The organism is Candidatus Phytoplasma solani (assembly GCF_041729705.1).
In the GTDB taxonomy this organism is placed as follows: Bacteria; Bacillota_I; Bacilli_A; order Acholeplasmatales; family Acholeplasmataceae; genus Phytoplasma; species Phytoplasma solani.
The window spans coordinates 97998-119478 of sequence record NZ_CP103788.1; the positions used below are offsets into that span (position 1 = coordinate 97998).

Consider the following 21481-nt stretch of genomic DNA (forward strand, 5'->3'; position numbering starts at 1 on the left):
CAAAATTACTAATATTTCAATTATTTAATTATTATAAAAATTAAATATTCCAAAGACTAGCTTAAAGGTTGGTCTTTTTAATTCAAAGTAATATTTTCATCAAATAAAATTTCACAAAAATCATCAATTAAAAACCTATTAAAGTTATTTTCTTGAGTGTAAGATTTTTTATGTTTTTAGTGTGATTTAGAAATTGTTTATTTGAAAATAATTTTAAAAACTGAGTTGTTTAGGTTCAAAAAATAATTTGCTATTGATATTTTTATTAATTACAACATTTTGTAGATATTCATACATTAAAGATTTTAATTATTTTTTATCAATCTTTGAATATATCCAATAAACATCAATGATAAAAACAAAAAAAAGAAACTCAATATTGATGCCTAAATTATAATTTTTATCTTTTAAACCTTATTAAATGAAAGTCAAATAATTTATTTTTTGTAAAAAAATCTTTTAATTTATCCAAAAAATGAAAATTTGTGCAAATAAAAACATAAAATAAAATATAAAATATAAAAGGATGATTATTTTTTAATGAATTAAAATCAACCAAAAAAGAAAGTAAAAAAGGAATTTTTTTAAAAATGAATTTAAAAGAAAAAGCGTTACAATTACATGAAAAAAACAAAGGTAAACTTGCTATTATTAGCAAAGTTAAAGTAGAAAATTTAAATGATTTATCTTTAGCTTATACACCTGGAGTGGCAGAGCCTTGTTTAAAAATAAAAGAAAATAAAAATAATGTATATCGTTATACCACGAAAGGCAATATGGTAGGTGTTGTTACTAACGGAACTGCGGTTTTAGGTTTGGGCGACATCGGCCCACATGCTTCTTTACCGGTGATGGAAGGAAAAGCCATTCTTTTTAAAGAATTTGCTGGAGTGGATGCTTTTCCAATTTGTATTGATTCTAAAGACACTAAAGAAATTATTAATGTTGTGGAAAAAATTGCTCCTGTTTTTGGTGCTATCAATTTAGAAGATATTAAAGCTCCTGAATGCATTGAAATTGAAGACGCTTTAAAAGCAAAACTTGATATTCCTGTTTTTCATGATGATCAACATGGAACTGCAATTGTTGCTTCTGCAGGAATTTTAAACGCTTTAAAAGTGGTTGGTAAATCTATTGAAGACGCTCAAATAGTTATTAGTGGTGCTGGTTCTGCTGGTATGGCAGTAGCTAAAATGTTGTTTTTGTTAAAACCTAAAAATATTGTTTTAGTTGATAAAAAAGGCGCTTTACATAAAGAAGATGTGACGTTAAATAAAGAACAATATAAGTTAGCACAAATAACTAATATTTACCATGAAAAAGGTCTTTTAAAAGAAATTATTAAAGGAAAAGATATTTTTATTGGTGTTTCTGCTCCTGGTATCGTAACAAGCCAAATGGTATCTACTATGAATAAAGATGCGATTGTTTTTGCTATGGCTAATCCAATTCCTGAAATTATGCCTGATGAAGCTAAAAAAGGTGGTGCAAGAATAGTTGCAACTGGTAGATCTGATTTTCCAAATCAAGTTAATAATTGTTTAGCTTTTCCTGGGGTTTTCCGTGGTGCTTTAGATGCTAAAGCAACTCAAATTAATGAAGAAATGAAAAAAGCAGCTGTTTATGCTCTTAAAGCAATCATTGAAGATAAAGACTTAAATGAAGAAAATATTTTACCAAGTGCTTTTAATAAAGAAGTAGTTATAAAAATTTCTTCAGCAGTAGCTGAAGCTGCTCAAAGAACCGGAGTAGTCCGTCAATGAATTTGTCTGCTAATTTAACGGAGAACAAAAAAAACACTATCCCTAAAAAAACTATTTTAGGTTTCAGTATTCCTGTTTTTTGTATTATTGTTGCAATTGTTTTAATCCAACTAGTCGGATTACCATTGTTATTTTCTTATGCCTCAAAAACAACAAAGACCATTCAAGCCTCCACACACCCCTTTATCACTCCTTTATTAATTGCAATACTTTTAGCTGCTATTTTGCAAGCTATTGGCAAAAATACTCCTATTTTAAAAGATATCGGGGGAGGAGCTATTTTATGCATCATCGTCCCTTCTATTTTATTTACGGTTCAATTTTTCAAAAATAATTCTTTTTTTGCATCTATTCAATCAGAAACATTAAATAATTTTAAACATTTAAGTGGTGCTAAGGGAATCGGTTTTACTACCTTTTTTGTCTCAGCTTTAATTATTGGTAGTTTTTTAGGGATGGATACAAAGTTATTAAAAAATTCTTTCAAAAAATTTATCCCTTTGATTTTTATTTCATTGATAACAGGAATGCTTGTGGTAGGCACTTTAGGTTATTTTTTAAATCCTATAAAAGGATTAGGACTTCAAGAACCAGATATAACTTCTAAAAGGGCTTTTTTAGATTCCATTTTTTATATTTTTGCTCCTTTGGCAAGCGGTGGACTGACGGCAGGAATTGTACCTTTAAGTAATGCCTATGGCAGTTCTTTTGATCATGAAGTAGTAAATACTATGAAAAGTCATATTTTTCCAGCTTTATTGGTGGGAGGAATCTTTAGTATTTTGTTATCTGGCGTGATTAAAAAACTTTTTGAGCAAAGCCAATTAAGTGGTTCAGGCAAGTTAGAAACAACACATTCATCCCCAAATCAGCAAGAAAAAAAAACTCAAAAAACTCCTGATAGTTTAAATTATACTCAATTTATTACCGGTTTAGTTTCTATTTTTACTTTATATATAATGAGTGTTTTGATTAAAGATTTATTAACTTTTATTTTTCCTACTGCTGCAAAATACTTTCCTGACACCATTGTCTTTATAGTTTTTGTTGTGGTTTTAGTTAAATTATTTAATTTAATTTCACAATATTATATTACTTGCATTACTCAAGCCTCAAAATTTATTACTGTCAACTTTACTTCAGCACTTTTAGTGATCTTAGGTTCAACTTTAGAAATTTCAAAAGCCTTGGTTCATTTACAAAATCTTAAATTCATTATTACTTGTTTAGTGTGTGTTTTATCAGTTGCTTTAGTAGCTGGATATTTTGGTAAAAAATTAGGATATTATCCTTTGGAAGCTTCTATTACAGCCGGTCTTTGTACTAATAGTATCGGAGGGGCTGGTAATATTGCTATTTTATCGGCTTCTGATTTGATGGGGTTAATGCCATTTGCTCAAATAGCTACTCGTATTGGAGGCGCTTTTATTGTTGTTGTTGCAAGTATTGCTTATCCTTTGATATATAAATAATTAATAACATTATCTTTTGCAAAACATTTATAACTTATTCAATTTATTTAAAAAAGCTGTCTTTCGGGATAGCTTTTTTCATTTATAAAATACTTAGGTTAATTTTTGTAGTTGTTTTTGCAATAATCTTTGGTATGTTTAATTATCAAAAAAATAATATAATACTTAAAATAATCATTAGAAAGTTAAAAAAAATATTTACAATCAGTTCTATAAATGTCTTTTTAAAAATTTTTTATCCTTTTTTAATGGGTGCCAAAGAGGCCTAAAAAAAATAGTCAGAAAGCCCGATCAAACCCTTTTCTTTGAGTAGATATAGTCAGTTAGTTACTCGAAAGAATAACGAATTACAGCAATTCATAAAAGTAGATTAAGACCAAATCAGTTAGCCAAGAGGATTTTGTGACCAAATTGTTTCACAGATAAAAGCCTGCAATGGCCTAAGAAGACAAAGTAGATATGTAAAATAATATAGCCTACTGGGTAAAGCTACCAAAAAAAACTCCCGAAAGAAAAGCGTCTAACAAGATTGTAGTTTTATCTTGGTTAGTTATCTGTTGAAAAAACCTGGAATCTCACCGATAGTCAGGAAAGAAAAGAAGGCTGGGGGTGTTATAAAAAAGTGTAAATGTTTTAGACGCATTTTTAACAGGCTATTTTTATTTTTTATTTTTTTTAAACAAAAATTCAATAAGTTGGGGGCGAAAAAAAGATAAAACAATTATTACTTTCATATTATAAGGCACAATATTTCCTAAAAGGTTGCCAAATTTTTTTCATTTTTTACACAACTGTGTTAAAAAATTTTTGATAGAGTTTTGGATGATTGTTGAAAAATCATTTATTTAAAATGCATTTTTTTTCTTAAAAACACTAAAAAGACTAGTTGCAAAAACTAGCCTATTTAGGTATTAAAAATTAATTCATTTACACTTTTTTATAACAGTGCATTTGTTTCAAGTTTTTCAATTTCTTTTTTAATATTTTTATTTTCCCTTCCTCTTTTCGCAGTTTAGAAAACAAAAAGGCTAAACTAATAAATAATTTAGCTTGATTTTTTCTGGATTTATTTTTTATTTTAAGGTGGTTTTGTTTTTTTAGTCCAGTAGCAATTTTATCTACTAAATCTTTGTTTTTTTTAATGAATTATTGAGTTTTACTTGTAGTTTTTTCATGTTATGATAAATTTCATAATTTCAAAAATAAATTTATATTTTTCTGACTGTTTTTATTTTTTCAAAAAGTTATTTTTTTGATAAAATATTAAGTGTTTTCCTTTTTTTATATAATTATTTTCAACAATTGGATAACCAAGAAAAAATCATTAGATGGAGGTTTCCAATGGTTAAAACAGAGGGAATCACTAAATTTTTAATTGCCGAAAAAAGAAATAGAAAATTTCTGCTAGAAGGCAACTTATGGAAAGTCATTTTTTATTTCACTTCTCCTATTATTATTTATTGGGTTTTTCAAAATATATCAGATTCAATAGATCTTTTAATTTTAAAAAGAAACAATTTTCCGGCGTCACAAATAACTTTTTTAAGTCGGGTGCATTTATTTAAAGGCATTTTGATTCCTTTTGGTATTTCGATTGCTACCGGAGGTGTAATTTTAGTTGGTCGGGCTTATGGACAAAATAATCTCGAAAAAATGCGGCTTTATTTAGCAAAAACTTTTATTCTTTCGATCTTAATCGGTTTAATACTTTCAGTTTTATGTATTTTTGTCTTTCAAAAACCTATTTTAGAAAGTATTTTAGGAATCAGCAAAACCCATTCAGTTAACATTGAACAAAGACAATATTATAACCTTATTATAATTTCTTTCGTTTGCATCTCCATTAATACAGTTTTTTTAAGCCTTGAACGAGCTAAGGGTAACAATAAAGTAGCTCTTCTTTTGAATTTATTAAATGCTTGTGTCAAAATTATTTTATCTTTAGTTTTATTTTATTCTTTTGACCTACATTCAATCACTTCCTTAGCATGGGCAACCTTTATCTCTAACGCTATTATCACTTTATTTGCTCTTTGGTTTTTATTTTTCGATCAAAACAACCCTTTTAAGATTATTTTAAAAAAATTGCGTTTCGATAAGAAATTCTTGCAAAAAATCGCCAAACTAGCTATTCCTGTTTGCGCCAGTATTAGTGTTTATGGATTAGGTAAACTAATTGTAAGTATTGTCATTAGAGATTTTTATGATGGCGGCCCTGAAAAACTGACAAGTGCTCAAATTGGTGCTAATTTAGCTTTAGCAGTGACTATTAATAATATTTTTTATAATTTATTAAATTCTTTTTCTGATTCTCAAAATGCTATTATTTCTCAAAATTTGGGACACAATAACCTTAATCGAGTTTTTGAAGCTTTTAAAAAAATTATTTTTTGCATGTTTATTTTTGCCACTTTAGGCACTTTAATTAATTGTTTTGGTTATAAAATTTTTTTACCTTTTTTTCATAACACTGCTTGGGAACAAATTCCTGCATTAGAACAAGAAGCTTTCCGTAAATTACTGTTTTTTGAAACTACTAGCTTATGGTTATCTTGCGGTTCTATCATTTTATTTAATTTTTTGTTAGCTTTTAAAAAAGTGGCCCCTTCTTTTTATCTAAATTTTTTAAGAAGTGTGTTTCGTGTTTTTTTTATTTTCCTTTTTGCTCCCCGTTGCTTAAATTGGGGCGTAACAGGAGTCGGTTTAAGTATTTTTTTAAGTAATTTATTGTGTTTTATAATTACTTTTTGGATTTTCATTACTTTTTACCTGAAACTAAAACGAGAAAGAACATTTGAACGAGACTAATTTTATCATGCGCTTTCGTTAAACATAGAAATGCAAAAAAAGAGACTCTTTTCGAGGGGTCTTTTTTTATTTGGATTAAATTTTTATTTAACAGTGGATTATTATCACACAAACTAATTTATTATAGGCTAATTTTGACCAAATTAAAATTTTTTCTTAGACAATAATTTTATTTATTCAACTCTTATTGCTCTTTTTTGTAATTTGCAATAATTAATAAATAGTTTGTTTTTTAAAAAATAATTCTTAAAATGATTTTATTTTTGATGGCATACTTGCAGTGTTATAAAAATATTTACATTTTTTTATAACACCCCAACCTATATATACCTGGTATATGAATAGATTAATTGCATTTTATTTAGTGATTTGTATTTGCTAGTTTATTTTTGAAGTCCACCTTCATTAAAATATTTATGAAGAGTAAAAATTTACATTAAATTGTTTTTTTGCTTATTTTAAGATAAATATTTTTTTAAGTTTTTTTATTAACATAATCCCATTGATTCACAATATTCTTTGATTTTTTGGTTGAAAATATGAATTATTTTTTTTGATTTTTAATTAATTCATATTCAACATCCAATGATTTAATAATTTTTTCTTGTTCTTCTAAACTAGGAATTTTTATTGTTAAATTCTCAATTGTTGTTATAGGAATTTGAATTTGCCCAGTAGTGCCGATAGTCATATTATGTAATTCGCGAAAACCTATAATTCCAGACATAAAATATAATAAATATCGAGGCCCACCGGACCAAAAAACGAAACCACCTAAAAACAAAAAATAAATCCACAAAAAAACAAGCTAAATTGTTTATTAAATTAAAATAAACAGTTTAGCTTTTTTTGTTTTCTAAACTGTGGAAAGGAGAAAAAAATAATGAAAAATCAAATTGAAGAATTAGAAAAAAATTTGCAAATCCTTACAGCCAAGGAGCGCGAAAACATAAATTATTCGAAAAAATTCGCATGTTGGGCGGAAGAATATAAATTCGAGGCACAAAAAGTCAAAATCAAGGCAAAAACAATAAAAACTAAAATAGAAGCATTAAAAAACCAATTAAACCAAGAATAAATAAAAATATCCAAAAAAGGGGAAACAAAAAAATGAAAAAAAATAATATTGAAAATAAAATTAGTAGTTTTAAAGGATTTAAATATAAATTAGGTAAAGATTTTTACGAGGTAATACAATATTATTTTGAAACTGATTCTATTTTTTGTATTGAAAGACGTCTTAAAAATGTAGAAACTCTTTTGAAAAAAAACTGTTTATGATTTTGATACAAAAAATATTGATTATATAAGTGAATTTGATAGAAAAACTGAAAGTCTAATTAAAGAAACTTTTTATAATTTGTATACAAAAACTATTTGGTTTATAAAGGAATATGACAAAATAACACATAAATTAATTAAAAAAACTTATTATCAAGATGACGGTAAAACTGTTAATTTGGTAAGAGATGCGCTGTTTCGTCGAATTGGAATTATACGGATAGATTAATTGCGTTTCAACAATGGGATTTGCGTTTCCATTGTATGTATTACAATCAGCCCCCGTCCAAACCGTACGAGCAAGTTTCCAAGCATACGGCTTTCCATAATTTACTCCCTTTCGAGAACTAATTTTGCCTTACGGCTGATTAGCTATTTATTCTTTTTTGTTCTTTTATTTTGTTATTTAATCTGATATCATGCATTTGTTGGTTCGTAATATTTCTATGACAATCTATGCATAACACTTTTGTACTCTTATTCATCACGCTTTTGCGGTTTTCATTGCGAACCGTACCAATGTGATGGATTTGAAGTTGGGTTGTTTTGCCGCATTTCTCACATATTTCCGCTTTAAGGCGGTCTGTTAGATTCGTACGACCTTGGAATAGATAAGGATTGATGATGATATCGGGATTTTTCTTACAACTACGCATTTTCTTAATCTTATCCCAAGGGTAAACAATCCATGACTCATATCTGGTTTTCCCTTTGTTTAAATAAGGAATTGACCAAGTTGTGCTACGATTAAACTTTTTTCGCACTTTGGCAATTGCCGTTTTGTGTTTCCTTGCCAAAGTTTTCAAACAACTATACTCAGCTAGATAGGTTAGATGGGTTAATGCATTTAGATTGTTAGCTAAACAAAAGTATTGGATGATTCCACGTACGATTGTCTTATAAGTGCGTATTATTTCTAATTCGTCCCTATTTGCTAATGTTTCATCATGCTTAACCTTTCCTCTTCTTAACCAATTGTATTCATATCCATATTCCTTGGCTTTTGCTTTGGGAACTTGGATTTGTACCCGACCGTTTAGGGATTTTTTGTGGGTTTTTTCGGTGAGTTTACTACTGGTTGGATTTACCCTAATCATGTAGGATAGAAACCTTGTGCCCTTATTGGCTTTTACAATTTTTGATTTATCTTTACTAACTGTCAGTTTTAAATCTTGTTCTAGCCATTGAGTCACTTGGTTTTTAATAGTTTCAGCTTTGTCATATTTCCCTTTAATTCCTATGATAAAATCATCGGCATATCGGATATATTCAACTCTTGTTTTTGGATTTAGGTTAATTTGACTATCAATCCCCAATTTATGATGCATTCCCTGACGGTATGTTTTTCCATATCCTGGGTTTGCTTTCCTTATTGGTGTTCCTTCTTTAATTAGTTCGTCCATTTTGATGTCAATGTAATGTAAATATACATTGGCAAGTAATGGGGAGATGATTCCTCCTTGTGGAGAACCAGATAAAGATTCGTATTTGATGCCATCTTTCATGAACCCAGCTTTTAACCACTTGTTAATGGTTGAAAGAGTTTTATTCTTGCGTATAAACTTCGTCAAGGTTTTCATAAGAGTTTCATGATTGATTGTGTCAAAATAACCTTTAAGGTCAATTTTGATGATATAATCAATTCCCTTAAATCTCTGTTTGACGCGTTTGATTGCATCAAGACAGGATTTTTTGGTTCTAATTCCAAAACTCCATTCTAAGAATTGATTTTCAAGATAAGGAGTTAAGAGTTGTTCAAGGCTTCTTTGGACTATTCTATCTTTTATGGTAGGTATTCCAAGAGGTCTAACCTTATCGTTGTCTTTGGGAATGAATATTCTTTTAACAGGCTTTGGATTGTACTTGTTACTGATGTATTCCTTGTGATATCTTTCTAATTTTTTAAGATTGAGACTGTCAATTGTATTACCATCAATTCCAGGTGTACCCGCACCTTTGTTGGTTGCAATTTTGTTAAATGCAATTAACGTGTTATGTAGATTATTCATTCCTTGCTGTAATTCTCTTTTTAGAGGATAGTTATTTGTAGAACAATATAGGATCTTATTCAATGTTCGCGAAAGCTTAGTTTCATTTGAAACAGTTGTTGACATATTTATCAACTCCTTCCTTGATTACAGTGAATAAATAGTAAATTACTAGCTACTTTCGCCTTGTAAAGGTTATTAACCTTCGCCCTGGTGGGTCATTGTGTTAGCATATTCCAATGTTAACTTTGAATTATCCACGACTATTAAATAGCTTCTTTATCCTTGAGCGTCTCGGCATTTATTCCTTGACTTGTTAATTAAATAACTAGCTTTTAGGATTCTCCAAGTTACTCTAAATATCTACCTTTGTCCTTTAGGTGAAGTAACCGCTTATGTTTTAACGTCTTTCCTGACTGTCGGTGAGATTCCAGGCTTTCTGTTAATTAGATAAACTAACCAAGACAAATAATATATCCTGTTAGACTCTGGACTATACGGCTTCAGTAGTTTGCGTATTAGGTTCTAAGATTACATCTGCTTTCCTTCTTAGACCATTTCAGGCTTATCCATGGGACAATTTGGTGGCGGTATCCTCTTGACTAACTACTTCGTCTCAATCCGCTTTTATGGTCTGCTGTAATTTGTTATTCTTTCGTTTAACAAACCGACCATATCCATTCAGTGTTTATCGGCACTGGCTATTGGTTAGATAGCTCGATATTTAGGCCTCTTTGGCGCCCTAGTTTCTTTAACTAGTTTGTTTATGAAAGAATAATTTTTGAATTCAAGTATAGCTTCAATTGTTCCATCATTTCGGTATCGGTATTCGTTTTGTCTAATTAGACCGCCAGTCTCTATATCCAATTCATTTATATAATTAATTTTTTCTCCATTATCTTGGTAATGAGTTTCTTTAACTTTTTGGTTAGTGACTTGATCATATTCAGTTTTAATTATAGAATCAATTGTTTGTCCGTCGGATTGGAAAATAGTTTTTTTAATTTCTTTGCCAGTGGTTTGATCAAATTCACTTATAGATTCAATTGTTCCATCATCTCGGTGTTTTATTTTTTTGTTTTTTCAATATATTTATGTTAAAATTAGTTTTGATTTCATATTTATGAAGTTCAAAGTTTTAATTTTTATTAAAATAACATGTTCATAACAAAAGAAAATATTTTGGTATTTTTAAAAATATGTTATGCTAATTAAATGATTATGATTTATTGATTAAACATTAAAATTTAATAAGGAGAAAATAATAAAATGTCTTTTTATTATCGACAATTAGAACAAAAATTTGAAAAGATAGCTCATTTAGAAAATATTTTAGGTATTTTAAATTGGGATATAGCTTGCAATATTAAAAGTGGTTCTGAAGAAAGTCGTTCACAAGAAATTGTGAGTTTAAGTAAGATTCTACATCAATTATTAACTAGCAATGAAATTAAAAAATTAATTACTTTAAGCCAACAAGAAGAGCATCAATTAGACGCATGGCAAAAAGCTAATTTAAGAGAAATTATTTTAAAAGTTAAAGATGAAGAAATAGTGCCTGAAGAATTACAAAAAAATTTAATTCTAAGCACTACCAAAGCAGAAATAATTTGGCGTCAAGCTCGTAAAAATAATGATTATGAATTATTTAAACCTTATTTAGCTAAAGTGATTGAATACAAACAACAATTAGCCAAAATTAGAAGTCAAGCATTTGGTTTATCTTTATATGATTCTTTATTAGATCAGTTTAGTCGTGGTATGACAACGGTTAAAATTAAAAAAATTTTTGATTTTTTAAAAACTCAATTACCTGTTTTAATTAAAAAAATTGTGACAAAAAAAATTTTTTCTAAAAATGATCATAATAACCGTATTAAAATGAATATTGCGAAGCAAAAAGATTTAAATAATCAGATTATGTCAATTATAGGTTTTGATTTTAATTATGGTCGTTTAGACGAATCTACTCATCCTTTTTGTGGTGGTACGCCGTTTGATATTCGTTTAACTACACGTTATGATGAAAACAATTTATTTGATAGTTTTTTTGCCACTGTGCACGAAGTAGGTCATGCTTTGTATGAACAAAATTTACCTTTAAAATATAAAAATCAACCAGTAGGTAAAGCGCTTGATTTGCAATTTCATGAAAGTCAATCTTTATTAATGGAAAAACAGGTAGCTAAATCGAAAGAATTTTTAGTTTTTTTAGCTAATTATTTACAACAAAAATTAAATTTAAATGATGCGACTTTAAAAGCGGATAATTTATATTTACAAGCTAATAAAGTACAACCAAGTTTTATTCGAGTTGATGCTGATGAAGTTACTTATTGTCTACATATTATCTTACGTTTTGAAATAGAAGAGTTATTAATTAATGGTCAGTTATCTGTCGATGAACTCCCAAACGTATGGAATCAAAAAATGAAAGATTATTTAGGAATTGTTCCAAGTAGTTTTTCTGAAGGTTGTTTGCAAGATGTACATTGGCCTTCGGGCTCTTTTGGTTATTTTCCAAGTTATGCTAATGGTATGATAATATCTGCAATGGTGATGAAAAAATATAGTGATTTATACCCCGATTATAAAAATGATTTTTTAAAAGGAGATTTTACCAAATTAAATCATTATTTAAATCAAAATTTTAGGAATTTTGGTTCTTTTTACAACAGTAAAGATTTATTATTACAAGCAACTGGTGAATCAGAAATCAATCCTCATACTTTTTTAACATATTTAGAAAATAAATATTTAAATTAATTATTGTCTTTTTTCACCCCTCATCATTAACTTTAATAAATTAAAAAAAATAACAAGGAGTTATATTATTACGTTATGTATACTAAAAAAACTTTTTTTAAAAATTATAAAGATAACTTCGTCGTGTTATCGATAGCTATTATATTAGGAACAATAGCTTTCATTACTTTTGGCCGTCATGTCGATGAAATCATTAGTTACCGCAAATGTTTTTCAGATTTAATTTATAAATTTACTTCTGAAAGTAATATTTTAGTGTTAGGAGTGATGATTGCTTTTTTTACTCCTTTGAGAAAAAGTTCTTCTTTTACTTATTTAGCTTTTATCGCTTTAATCAGTATTTCGTTTACTTCCATCGTTAATCACACTATTTTAGATCGAGACGAAATTAAAGGCTTTAATTTCAAAGATGCTATTCATTATAGACATACTATCATTCCTTTGTTCTATGTTATTTTTTATTTTTTAAGTAAAGAAATTTACGCATTATCATTAAAAAAAGTTTATATGGGATTAATTCATCCTTTATTGTATTTTTGCTTTTTTTTAATTAAAGGGTTGATCGTGGGAAAAAGTTATGTCTATCCTTATGGTTTTATTGATCCTTATCGTCCAGGTATTTTCAAGATTAAAGAGATTCAAGGTTATAGGTTTTTATTATTAATGGTATTAGTCTTAACTATTAGCCTTTATCTTTATTCTAGTCTTTTAACTTACATCAAGAAAAAATATTAAAGATTGAAACTGATAAACAATAGAAAATTGTTTTTTATTATCAATGATTAATAGTGAATGTGACGGTAATTAGTGCTAATATATTTGAGTTGATAAAAAAATATTTTTGAAATATCTTATAAAAATAAAAAAAGACTATCGTTTTCAGATAGTCTTTTTTTCATTATGATTAATATGTTAATATTTATTTAATGGTTCCATCGGGGTTGAAATGTGTTTTTTTAACTATTTCGCCAGTGTCTTTATTAAATTCAATTATAGATTCAATTGTTCCGTTGTGTTTAGAAGAAAAATCAGAAGAAAAAAACGAATATTTTCTGTAATTAGTTTTTTTAACTAATTTGTAAGTTTTTTTATCATATTCATGTATATACCAAAGGTTTTCTCTATCGGATTGGTACTTAGTTTCTTTAACTAATTTACCAGTATCTTTATCATATTCCTTTATATAATCATTATAATAAGCTTCTTTAACTAATTTACCAGTATCTTTATCATATTCCTTTATATTATTACACTTTTTTAGTTTACGATTGGCTCCATCATATATATAATTATTATTATTATAAGTTTCTTTAATTAATTTACCATTATCTTTATCATATTCCTTTATATAATCATTATTATAAGTTTCTTTAATTAATTTACCATTATCTTTATTATAATCATAATCAATTTTTTCAACTTCTTTTAGTTTGTCATCATATTGACTGTATTTGATTATGGATTTAATTTTTGTTCCGTCATATTGGTGTTGAGTTTTATTAACTAATTCACCAGAGTGTTTATCGTATTCATATATAACATCAATAGTTTTTCCGTCAGATTGATAAAAAGTTTTTTTTATTTCTTTGTCAGTTATTTTATCAAATTCACTTATAATTTTAATTGTTTTTCCGTCGTCTTGGTAAAATATTTTTTTAACTGGTGCATTTTCTTTTGCATCTTTTTGGACTGGTGCATCGTCTTGGGAAAATATTTTTTTAAATGGTGCAAAATAACAATAAATGTATAAGTAAAAGGTACAATAATAGATAATAATATTTATAAGTATAATTGCGGCGCCAACAATAAAATTGTTGCGTTTTTTATTGATGATTATCATAATCAATAAAAAAATTCCTTTCTTATATTCCAGTGGTAACAATTAATAAAAATAAAACTATAAAACCACCACTAACTATAATTATACATCAAAAAAAAAAAAAACAAGTTTAACGCTTGGGAAAACTCCATTTAATAAGTTTTTTTAATATATTTTTTTATTTTTCAAATTATTAGTTTTTAGAACTTTGAAATATTTTATAAAAATAAAAAAAGACTATCGTTTTAAGATAGTCTTTTTTTCATTATGATTAATATGTTAATATTTCTTTAATAGTTCCGTCGGGATTGAAATGTGTTTTTTAAATGTAGATAGATGAATTGCGCCTCAATTACATGATTTTTTATTTTTGAATCCGAAACTTAAAGGTGAAAACTTTTTCTCGAAATAGGTTGTAAGGAGTCATTCCAGTGATTTTTGGGTGATTCTATTTTTGATGGTAGGTATTCCCAGAGGTCTTGTTTTACCATTGCCTTTTGGGATGACAACTCTTTTAACTGGGGATGCTTGATATTTGCCATCGACATATTCTTGATGTATTTCTTTTATATCGTCCAATGTCATTCCGTTTATGGTTTGACCGTTGATGCCACTTGTTTGTACTCGCTTCTTTGTTGTTGGCGATTTCATTAAATGCCTCTAAGGTGTTTTCGATGTTGTTCATCCCGTGTTGTAGTGTATCTTTAAGTTTTAAGTTGTTTTTAGAACAGTATTGAATAATATTCAATGTTCAAGAGAGTTTAGATTTTAGGTCAATTGTGGATTCTATAATCAACTCCTTTCTCGATTACATTGAATAAACAGTAAATGACTAGCTGTCTTCGCCTTGTGAGAGTCATTAACCTTCACCGCGACATATCAACATTACTACATTATTCCAATTATCTTTTATTTTGTTATTTGAGGCGCAATTCATCTATCTATTATTAACACTCCAAGAGAAAAATGATTAATTCTGATATTTTTACTTAAAAATAAAAACATTAAAAAGTTCCAAAATTAAACTTGACAACTTTTAAATTAGTAGTATAATGAAAGTGTAATTATGTGTTTTTCAAAGATGAGGCTTGATTATGAAAAAAATACAGACAATAAGAAATTAGTTATATCAAAAAGCATATAATTAAACATAAGGAAACATTGGAGGTGAAAAAAAATTAAATTCTAGCTTTTTTTTAAGTTTTAATTTTAAGAAAGCAGGTTAAAAAAATTGAGATTATTATTTATTTATAAAAAATCTCGCATAAAAAACAATATTATTTTATTATTTTTATCAATTATTCTTTTAATCGGTTTTAATTATCGTATTTTTGCTCACGATGAAAAAAATTATCCTGATTATGATAAAAAACATGAACTAAGCGGTATAAAATACATATGTTTTCCTGGTTCTCCTTTTGAAAAAGCTTTTTATGTTCCTCAAAAAGTACAAAAACAACCTTGCCAAAACCAAGAAGAATGGCTTACTACAAATCAAATGTTAATTTCTAAAGTTTATAAAAATGTTGATAATTTTGTTGATAAAAATGTCAACAAAGATGATAAATTTATTTATAAATACTTTATGAAAAATACTACAATTAAAGATGAAATTGATTTATGGGCTTCAGGAAAACAAGATTTAATTGCGATGAATTTATCTGATTTAAAAAAACACCTTCAACAATATCCTGAAGATAGTTATTTTTTCTTTAACCCGAAGGCGCAATTATTAGATGTATCACAATTAGATTTCGGTTTATGTTCTTGTTATGTGCAAAAAAGCAATTATCCTGAATTTAAAGATAAAGATTTAGAAACCTTAGAAGAAGCTATCATAGAAGATGTTCATAAACACATCGTTGAAAAAGATATTTTAAAATGTTATTTAAATGATTTGCAAAACTTAGAACATGTTTTTGTTTTAATTAACCTTCCCAAAGATATAATGAATCTTAGTGAAGCTATTCGTAATAAAATAGAAATTATGTTAAGAAAACCAGATAAACCTAAAAGTATTGAAGTAGTTGGAAAAATTGGAGAATTAGAATTAATAAATCCTAAACATTTTCAAGATTCACAAGAAAACATGATTAAAGGTTTTAAAATTAATTTCCCAAATGATAATCAAATAGAAATTTTTGGTATTTTAACTAATAATAATTTAACTTTAAAACCGCTTGAAATATTTGATATTCATAACGAAAATCATTTAACTTTTAACTTAGTTAAAAATTCATTTACCCCTAATAAAGCTTTATTTTCGGGAACAAAAGAACAAACAGAAACAAATATCGTTTTTGAAGATGAAATTCCAATTGATTTGAATAAAACAGAACAAATGATATCCGATGCTAGTTTATTTATTACATATTCTTTTAAAACAGTTAAGGATACCATTCAATGTTTCTTTGATAAAATTGGTATTATTTTAAATAATGAATTTTTTATTTGTCAACACGCTTCGATTCCTTGCGTTATTTATAGTACAGTTGATGCTAAATTAACAGAGAAAATCAAAGAAGAAGAAAAAGAAAAACAAAGATTATATTTAATAGAACAACAAAGAATTAGGGAATCCGAAGAAAAGCAGCAGCAAACAAATATGCAAATTTCTTTACCTAGTCAACAAACCATAGAAACTGGTTTTCAAATTGCAACTGTAGCATTTATAAGTTATGGAGTTTGGCAAGTATTCAAGTGGGGTGTTGCTATTGCAAGTGCACCAGCTACTGGTGGAGTTTCTATAGGTGCAGCTATCGCCACTCCTTAAAAGTTTTTAAGAAAAGATGTAAGATATGATAAACCAAAAACAAAAGAATATTTTTATGATAACTATTTTGATTATTATAACTTTTCTTTTAGTAATTTATATTTTGAAAAATCCATTAAAGAATGATGATTCATGTTTAACAAAAGAGTATAGCCTTTTTGACCACATTAAAACAATACATGAAAAGGTATATCCAGAACTTAAGATAAGTAAAAAGGATTGCCGATATTATCCTAATGGTTCATATAAAGAACTGGTGTATGATGATGGTTCCTTTTTCAAAATATCAGAAAATGGGAAGCTTCAACAAGCTTATTGGCGGTTTGATTATCAGTTGAATCGTAATTTACGATATGATTTTTATTTTTTTAATGATTCTGAAGAAGTATTTAAAATTATTAAAGCATGCGGTGTTGGAACTTCAGTTATACGTGGTGAAGTTGTTGAGGAATGTATAGTTGGTTATCTTATTAATGAATATAAACCTTATGATATGTTTGGCAACACAAAACCTCAAATGTTGAAATCAACATATTTTTCTTCTGAAACAAAACTTAAATCTCCTTATCGCACGGTTATTTTTCAAAAACCTCCGAATAACAAGGAAAAGTTTTTTTATCGAAGTGATAAAGTTATTTTTGGTGTTTCAAATAACCAAAACAAAATAAAATTGATTCCTTTTGATCGAATTGATGTTGAAAAAAACAATGATATCATACAAAAATATTCTATAAATTCAAGTTTAGAAAAAACCGAGCTGCAAAAAGAAATATATCAAAAACTTCAAGCCCAAGATGTTGTAGACATAATAGATCATTATCAACCACAACAAATAACAATTAAAATTGCAGAAAAAGGAAGCATTTTAAAATTATTTAACGACAATCCAGATCTTTTTAATTCATTAGATAGAATAAATAGTTTTAAATTATATAATTGTGATAAAATAGAAAAATTAGAAAACATTCCTTCAGATTTTAAATATACAAAGTGTCAACATGATGACGGTTCGTATAAACATCAATTTGATGATGGCATCATAGAAACTTATGATTCAACCGGAAAATTACAATCGGTTAAATACGAAAAAGATAATCTTAATTTTATTTATGATGAAAATAAAAAACAAGGCAATGGTTGGCATTATAATTTTATTAACGATAGTGAAGGTCGCTTAAAAACAAAGATTATCGCAGAAGAAATTTTTGGTTCTTAGTAGTTTTTTTGCACAATTAACAAAATTATTATATAGTATTTTTAAAAAAAGACTCTTTTTTTCAAGGGTCTTTTTTGTTTCCCAAATAGATTTTTGCATGAGTTATAATGTATAAAAAAGTTAGTAAAGCTAAAAGAAAAATAAATATGAAATTAATTTTAAAATTAAAGAAATTAAGTAAATTCAAAAAATCAAATTACATAAATTTTAAATTTTTTAAAGGTTAGCTTTTAAGTTAGTCTTTTTTATTTTAAAGACTAATTTAATGATTTCTCTCTTTTCTAAAAACCTTTTTCAAAAGATCATATGTTAAGAGAACAATGATTAATTCTGATATTTTTATTTAAAATGAATAACATTCAAAAGTGCTAAAAACTCCAAATATAAAATTAATTTTAAAATTAAAATTAAACTTAGTAGTATAATAAAAGTATAATTATATTTTTTTCACAGATGAGGCTTGATTATGAAAAAAATACAATTGATAAAAAAATAGTTGTATAAAAAAACATATAATTATATTAAATAAGAAAAAGGACTAAATCCAAATTAATCTTTTAAAAAGATATTTTTTTTGGTATTTCTTTTAGTTTCTTTCTTTTTTTAAAGAAAAAAATTAGTTAGGAGGTATTAAAATTTTCATGATGCAAAAACAAACTTATTTTCGCAAACATTTCAAATTATTAATATTTTTTATAACTATTCTTTTTTTATTTAGTTTTTGTTATAAACCTAAAGTTTATGCTTTTGATCCTGAAAAAGATTGGTCAAATTATCAAAAAGATGTTTCTAGCATTCATCCTTATCTTGGTTTTAAAAAAGCTGATGGGAAATTTTTTTGTTCAGAAAACTTTAATTTTTATGGTTTTGAAGGAGTAAAAGAAATCCCTTGTTGTTCTTATCAAGAATGGTTAAATGCTAAACAAGCAACTAAAGACACTATTAATATTGCTACTAGTTGGATCCCTGTTGTTGGCGGGATAGTTGGTGCTATTTCAGATGTTTCTGATGTATCTAGTTTAACAGATCAATTGATTAATGAAAATAAACAACAAATAGCTAGTTTAACAGATTTTATTTATTTAAGATTGTTAGAAAACCCAGGAAAAGGTTTTTTCTTTTTTGATCACAATCAATTAAGTGATATAAAAGAAGTTAAAATATCTTTTTGTGATTGTGATACTTATACAGAGAATGTGAATGTAGAAATGATGTTAGAAAAAATACAAGAACAAGATTGGCATCGTTCATTAATGTGGATGGAAAAAATAAACAAAGGAACTTCTTCTTTGCCTCCTTTAAGCGCTCAAAGTTGGCTTCAAACAAAAGCAGAAGAATTAGCAACAAAACTAGTTTCTGGGTTAACTAAAAAGATATATAATAAAATTCAACAAAAAAGTTTAGAAAAAATTACAAATAAAAAAGCTAAAGAAGCAGCAGCTAAAGCAGTAGCTTCGAAAGCTAGTAAGTTAGGTAAATTTTTTGGAAGATTTGTTGGTTTTGGAGTTAACGCTGCTTTTATTGCTAAAGATAAATATGATGCTCAAGTAGAAAGTACTAAATATCTTAAAGATATTTTTAGTTTTCGTGTTAAAAATGATAGCTATGAAAAAACATTAGGATTTTGTTTTTATTTTGAGTCTGACAAAGATGTTTCTTTATATACTATTACAGAAATTAATGGTGTCAAAAAATTTCATTTGTTAGGAAAAACAAATTTAGACAATTGTTCGCATGTTTTAATTCACATTTTACAAAATGAAAATGATAATCCTATTAAATTTTATGGAGCGAAATGATGTTAACAATTAACAAACTGAAAACAATTACACCTTCACAACAAGAAGGTTTTAGTAATTTATCTTTTGTATTTCCTAATCAAGGTTTATTTGTAATTGAAGGCAACCAACAAGACCAAAAACATTTATTTAACTTTTTAACTTATCAAAAAAAACCACCAGTTGGCGAGATTTTGATTGGTAACAAAAACACTAAATCATTTACTCATGAAGATATTGCTTTTTGTTATAATTGGGTTTTGGGGATTTTTTCGTCTCAAGACTTTTTTTTAATTGACACTTTAACTGTTAAAGATAATATTTTAATTTATTTAGAAATCCAAAATAAAACTTTTAATACCAAATTAACCAAAACTATTTTACAAAATGTTGATTTATTAGATGAAATTGAGTTAGATAGTTTAGTAAATGAGTTAACTGATCAACAAAAAGAAAAATTAATGTTAGCTATTTTAATGTTAAAAGATTGTCATATTATTGTAGCTTTTGAGCCCCAACCTGCTTTTTTAACCTATTTTCAACAACTGGCTCAAACTAAATTAGTACTTGTTTTTAGCAACAATATTGATACGACGAATTCCTTATCGTATCAAAAATTAATAATCCAAAACAATGGTTTTGAAATAGATAAAAGCTTATATGTCCATAATCCCAAAGAAGTTATAAAAATGAATTGTTTTGATTTTGAAATCACGAAACAAAAATATCTTCATATTAAAACTAAAGCTACTAAATTTTTAGTTGAAACTTTAACTTTTGTTTTGTTCAAAATTCGTTCTTTACCTTTGAAATTACATTTTTTAGCTTGTGGTTTACGAATGCCAATGAACTCAATTGCGCTGATCTATAATTTATTGTTTTCAATTCTCACACTTTCTGGTATTTATAATTATTGTAATGGTATGATATTATTTTTATTATTGTTAATATTGTTTTTGGCCATTTTTTTCTTATTTTATGGCTTTTTTTATGGCTTTTCTTTGGCATATCGATTTGAAAACAAAAATGAAGTTGTTTTGGATAAAAAAAAATTTCGTTATTTACAAAAAATAGGTTTTAAAGCTAACCAACTAGTTCCTATTTTTAAAGCTAGCACTTATTATAATTTAGATTTAACAACCTTAAATATTTTTTTGATTCTACTGTCTCTTTTTATCCATCTTTTTATGTTATCGCAAAAGTCTACCGATTATAAAATTTTGGATTTTAAGTGTATTAGGTTTAGTTTTTTTGTTATTCTTTTTATTGTGGTGCCATTGCTCATCAATAATGTAGTCAAACAAAGAGTTAAAAAAGATCTTTTCAAACAATATTATAATTACTTATAATTATTTGAGTCTAGTACTGCCTGTTTTTTTAAAAACAAGTGCTTCCAAAGGTTTTATTTTGTTAAAATAGAACTGTTTAAAAAAAAGATTCTTAAAATAATTCCATTTTGGTAGTGTTATGTTGAGTTATTTTCTGATTTTAAACACTTTTATTTTTTAATAATTATTTAAGATTAACTATTAAGTTAGTCTTTTTTATTTAAAAGACTTAAAAAAATAATTTCTCTCTTTTCTAAAAACCTTTTTAAAAAGATCATATGTTAAAAGAACAATGATTAATTCTGATATTTTTATTTAAAATGAATAACATTCAAAAGTGCTAAAAACTCCAAATATAAAATTAATTTTAAAATTAAAATTAAACTTAGTAGTATAATAAAAGTATAATTATATTTTTTTCACAGATGAGGCTTGATTATGAAAAAAATACAATTGATAAAAAAATAGTTGTATAAAAAAACATATAAT

The 21481-nt window shown here is 26.6% G+C and carries 17 protein-coding genes; 12 read left to right on the forward strand and 5 right to left on the reverse strand.

Going from position 1 to position 21481, the window contains the following annotated elements; genetic code table 11:
- Positions 1 to 590 precede the first annotated feature (590 nt).
- The 3 genes from psc1_RS00530 to psc1_RS00540 all read left to right on the forward strand — a co-directional run bounded on the left by psc1_RS00530 (position 591) and on the right by psc1_RS00540 (position 6043).
- The gene (locus psc1_RS00530) at positions 591 to 1763 is read left to right on the forward strand and encodes an NADP-dependent malic enzyme (protein ID WP_373375660.1); all 1173 of its coding nucleotides are present in this window, start codon (positions 591 to 593) and stop codon (positions 1761 to 1763) included.
- Positions 1760 to 3235, forward strand: coding sequence for a 2-hydroxycarboxylate transporter family protein (locus psc1_RS00535; protein WP_373375661.1), 1476 nt, complete (start codon positions 1760 to 1762; stop codon positions 3233 to 3235). Before psc1_RS00530 ends, psc1_RS00535 begins: the two co-directional genes overlap by 4 nt.
- Positions 3236 to 4576: 1341 nt before the next feature.
- A complete protein-coding gene (locus tag psc1_RS00540) occupies positions 4577 to 6043 on the forward strand; it encodes an MATE family efflux transporter (RefSeq protein WP_023161185.1) in 1467 nt (488 codons plus the stop codon).
- A gap of 544 nt (positions 6044 to 6587) precedes the next feature.
- On the opposite strand, the gene psc1_RS00545 is transcribed toward psc1_RS00540, so the two are convergent.
- Positions 6588 to 6770, reverse strand: coding sequence for a restriction endonuclease subunit S (locus tag psc1_RS00545; RefSeq protein ID WP_373375662.1), 183 nt, complete (start codon positions 6768 to 6770; stop codon positions 6588 to 6590).
- Positions 6771 to 6926: 156 nt separating this feature from the next.
- On the opposite strand from psc1_RS00545, the gene psc1_RS00550 reads away from it, so the two are divergent.
- The 3 genes from psc1_RS00550 (at position 6927) to psc1_RS00560 (ending at position 7553) form a co-directional block, all read left to right on the forward strand.
- Positions 6927 to 7121, forward strand: a complete 195-nt coding sequence (locus psc1_RS00550) for a hypothetical protein (protein WP_122225638.1) — start codon at positions 6927 to 6929, stop codon at positions 7119 to 7121.
- A gap of 32 nt (positions 7122 to 7153) precedes the next feature.
- Positions 7154 to 7324, forward strand: coding sequence for a hypothetical protein (locus tag psc1_RS00555; protein WP_161954761.1), 171 nt, complete (start codon positions 7154 to 7156; stop codon positions 7322 to 7324).
- Positions 7325 to 7403: 79 nt separating this feature from the next.
- On the forward strand, positions 7404 to 7553 hold the full coding sequence (locus psc1_RS00560; protein ID WP_122225639.1) for a DUF2963 domain-containing protein: 150 nt from the start codon (positions 7404 to 7406) through the stop codon (positions 7551 to 7553).
- Positions 7554 to 7692: 139 nt separating this feature from the next.
- On the opposite strand, the gene psc1_RS00565 is transcribed toward psc1_RS00560, so the two are convergent.
- Positions 7693 to 9438, reverse strand: coding sequence for a reverse transcriptase domain-containing protein (locus psc1_RS00565; protein WP_373400980.1), 1746 nt, complete (start codon positions 9436 to 9438; stop codon positions 7693 to 7695).
- Positions 9439 to 10020: 582 nt separating this feature from the next.
- The gene (locus psc1_RS00570; protein ID WP_373375764.1) at positions 10021 to 10383 is read right to left on the reverse strand and encodes a DUF2963 domain-containing protein; all 363 of its coding nucleotides are present in this window, start codon (positions 10381 to 10383) and stop codon (positions 10021 to 10023) included.
- Positions 10384 to 10581: 198 nt separating this feature from the next.
- Here psc1_RS00570 and psc1_RS00575 point away from each other — a divergent pair, with 198 nt between their 5' ends.
- Both psc1_RS00575 and psc1_RS00580 read left to right on the forward strand, forming a co-directional pair.
- Positions 10582 to 12078: a carboxypeptidase M32 gene (locus tag psc1_RS00575; protein ID WP_023161618.1), complete on the forward strand. Its 1497-nt coding sequence runs from the start codon at positions 10582 to 10584 to the stop codon at positions 12076 to 12078.
- 75 nt (positions 12079 to 12153) lie between these two features.
- Positions 12154 to 12813, forward strand: coding sequence for a Pr6Pr family membrane protein (locus psc1_RS00580; protein ID WP_373375663.1), 660 nt, complete (start codon positions 12154 to 12156; stop codon positions 12811 to 12813).
- A gap of 184 nt (positions 12814 to 12997) precedes the next feature.
- Here psc1_RS00580 and psc1_RS00585 read toward each other — a convergent pair whose 3' ends face one another.
- Positions 12998 to 13918 (reverse strand): DUF2963 domain-containing protein, encoded by a 921-nt coding sequence (locus psc1_RS00585; RefSeq protein WP_373375664.1) that lies wholly within the window; start codon positions 13916 to 13918, stop codon positions 12998 to 13000.
- Positions 13919 to 14320: 402 nt separating this feature from the next.
- The gene (locus psc1_RS00590) at positions 14321 to 14548 is read right to left on the reverse strand and encodes a hypothetical protein (RefSeq protein WP_122225344.1); all 228 of its coding nucleotides are present in this window, start codon (positions 14546 to 14548) and stop codon (positions 14321 to 14323) included.
- A gap of 580 nt (positions 14549 to 15128) precedes the next feature.
- Between psc1_RS00590 and psc1_RS00595 the strand changes: the two genes are divergently transcribed.
- The 4 genes from psc1_RS00595 to psc1_RS00610 all read left to right on the forward strand — a co-directional run bounded on the left by psc1_RS00595 (position 15129) and on the right by psc1_RS00610 (position 21013).
- Complete coding sequence (locus psc1_RS00595; RefSeq protein ID WP_023161221.1) at positions 15129 to 16670, forward strand: hypothetical protein; 1542 nt, start codon at positions 15129 to 15131, stop codon at positions 16668 to 16670.
- Between the two features lie 25 nt (positions 16671 to 16695).
- Positions 16696 to 17886, forward strand: a complete 1191-nt coding sequence (locus psc1_RS00600) for a hypothetical protein (RefSeq protein ID WP_373375665.1) — start codon at positions 16696 to 16698, stop codon at positions 17884 to 17886.
- A 641-nt stretch (positions 17887 to 18527) separates the two neighbouring features.
- Positions 18528 to 19685, forward strand: a complete 1158-nt coding sequence (locus psc1_RS00605) for a hypothetical protein (RefSeq protein WP_373375666.1) — start codon at positions 18528 to 18530, stop codon at positions 19683 to 19685.
- Positions 19685 to 21013 (forward strand): hypothetical protein, encoded by a 1329-nt coding sequence (locus tag psc1_RS00610; protein WP_373375667.1) that lies wholly within the window; start codon positions 19685 to 19687, stop codon positions 21011 to 21013. Before psc1_RS00605 ends, psc1_RS00610 begins: the two co-directional genes overlap by 1 nt.
- Positions 21014 to 21481 lie beyond the last annotated feature (468 nt).